Raw genomic sequence first — 2,128 nt, forward strand, 5'->3', positions numbered from 1 at the left:
AGCCAATAAACTTAAAGATTCTGGACAACTTTATACAGCAATGGTTGCTTATCAAAAAGTTTTAACTATTAAACCAGACTATGTTGAAGCTTACAAGAAGTTAGCTGAGGTATATTTGCTGTCTTGAAATAATTTTCAGGTAACATTTTCATGGTAAACCCTTACAGGGGTAATACTTGAGACTGCACTTAATTTTTTGTTAATTCTTGGCAATAACTAGAATAAGTTCATCTAGTGCAGGATGGCGGAAATAACTGACCAGTTACAAAATCCTAAAACAATACAAATCAAAAATGATTGACTGTCAGATGTGCGTCTTAAATTCTTGAGGCGATGTGTGCGGAACCATTTCCGCACTTTAAAAGCGCCATAGGAAACCTCGCCAATTAGCACTCGCTTTCAAATGCATGACTTTTAACCTCCCCATAGCGACACTAGGCATTCCCTACTGTAATTAGTGCTTTTTTAGGATGTTTTTGCCTAAGTTTTGTAATTCTACAAATATTAAAACTCTACACTGAAAACGAATGTGGGCCTTGTGGGTAAGTTGCGTCAACTTCATATTCTCTACAGTCTAACAAGGAGTAATTCTCCATCCCAAGTCCTTCCCTAAACTTAGATTCAGTTTCCTCTAATAAAACTTGTGAAATAGACTTCCATTGCTCTCGACTCTCCCAGTAAACTACGATAATAACTTCATTTCCTCTGTAGCTATCAAGCCAGACTTCTTTTTTTAAAAAACCCATTTGTAAAGCTAGGAAAGATGTCCAAATTTCTCGATCCTTTTGGAGAAATTCTTCTTTTAAACTATCTTCGATCTTGAATTGTAGCCATTCAATTATCATGGTATTTATAGCAATAGAGAAAAAAGCATACTTGACTTTAACCTGCCAATTAGTTTAGGTAAGTTAGACAGTGCTGATAATTTGATCTGGAGTATTAAGGTATGATAACAGAACAAGACCCCACAAAATTAATGAAACAGCAAGTCGGTAAAGCTGCTGCTGACCGCATTAAATCTGGAATGATAGTGGGGTTAGGCACAGGATCGACCGCTGCCTATATGATCCAGTTTTTGGGGGAACGCCTACAAAGTGGCCAACTAAAGGATATTAAAGGTATCCCTACCTCCTTTCAGTCAAATGTATTGGCTAAAAAGTATGGTGTACCATTAACCACCCTTGATGAAGTTGACCACATGGATATTGCAATTGATGGTGCTGATGAAGTTGACCCACAGAAAAATCTCATCAAGGGTGGTGGAGCAGCTCATACCCGTGAAAAAATTGTGGACTGTCTGGCAGAACAGTTTATTGTAGTGGTAGATAGTTCTAAATTAGTAGATAGGTTGGGTTCTACTTTTTTGCTCCCGGTAGAAGTTATACCGATGGCAATGACTCCTGTAATTCGGGGGATTGAAAAACTTGGTGGTCAACCAGAAGTTCGGATGGGTGTTAAGAAAGCTGGACCTGTAGTTACGGATGAGGGTAATCTGGTTATTGATGTTAAGTTTAATTCTATTGATAACCCTGCTGAATTAGAAAAGAGTTTAAATAATATTCCTGGTGTTTTGGAAAATGGTTTATTTGTAGGGGTTGCTGATGTAATTTTAGTAGGAGAAATTCAGAATGGGCAACCAATAGTTCGAGAAATTTCTTGAAGAAGATCGCCAATGAAATATACTTACCAATATCTTATATATCCAGCAAACGTGCCAGAAGTTAATACTAAACAACTGGCTCAGGATTTGTCTATATTGGTACAACAGAATCCTAGGAGAAGGCTTTGAATGATCGGAGCAAAACAGATGTCCAGTCAATGTCTGCCCTCTAATTTGTAATTTACTAAAGTTAAAAGATCAACCAAATTACTACAACCAGAAGAAGCAATTACCAAAGTTGAATATCTTGATTTTTCCCAAATTTATTCAACAGTTTTGCCATAGATCTGTCAAAGAGTAGAAACAACATTTTCTAGATTTTTAGCAGGAGGTGATAGTAATAGGAAACGAAGGGGTAAGCCTAGGTTGAAAAGTCAATCTAGACCTCGTTAATTGAACTTTCCTCATGGTAATGATTCTTGGTTAAAGTTTTGATAAATTAATGGTAAATGGTGATATATTTTAATT

The 2,128-nt window shown here is 36.6% G+C and carries 3 protein-coding genes; 2 read left to right on the forward strand and 1 reads right to left on the reverse strand.

The features are described 5' to 3' along the window. Window positions 1-127: tetratricopeptide repeat protein (locus F6K13_RS35555; RefSeq protein ID WP_353735739.1), on the forward strand; the 127-nt coding region annotated here is incomplete at its 5' end. Between the two features lie 385 nt (window positions 128-512). On the opposite strand, the gene F6K13_RS30015 is transcribed toward F6K13_RS35555, so the two are convergent. After that, a complete protein-coding gene (locus tag F6K13_RS30015) occupies window positions 513-845 on the reverse strand; it encodes a TIGR03792 family protein (RefSeq protein WP_124144478.1) in 333 nt (110 codons plus the stop codon). A gap of 101 nt (window positions 846-946) precedes the next feature. Here F6K13_RS30015 and rpiA point away from each other — a divergent pair, with 101 nt between their 5' ends. Beyond that, the gene (gene rpiA / locus F6K13_RS30020; RefSeq protein WP_124144479.1) at window positions 947-1,660 is read left to right on the forward strand and encodes a ribose-5-phosphate isomerase RpiA; all 714 of its coding nucleotides are present in this window, start codon (window positions 947-949) and stop codon (window positions 1,658-1,660) included. Window positions 1,661-2,128: the final 468 nt, after the last annotated feature.

The organism is Okeania sp. SIO2B9, assembly GCF_010672505.1.
GTDB lineage: Bacteria > Cyanobacteriota > Cyanobacteriia > Cyanobacteriales > Microcoleaceae > Okeania > Okeania hirsuta.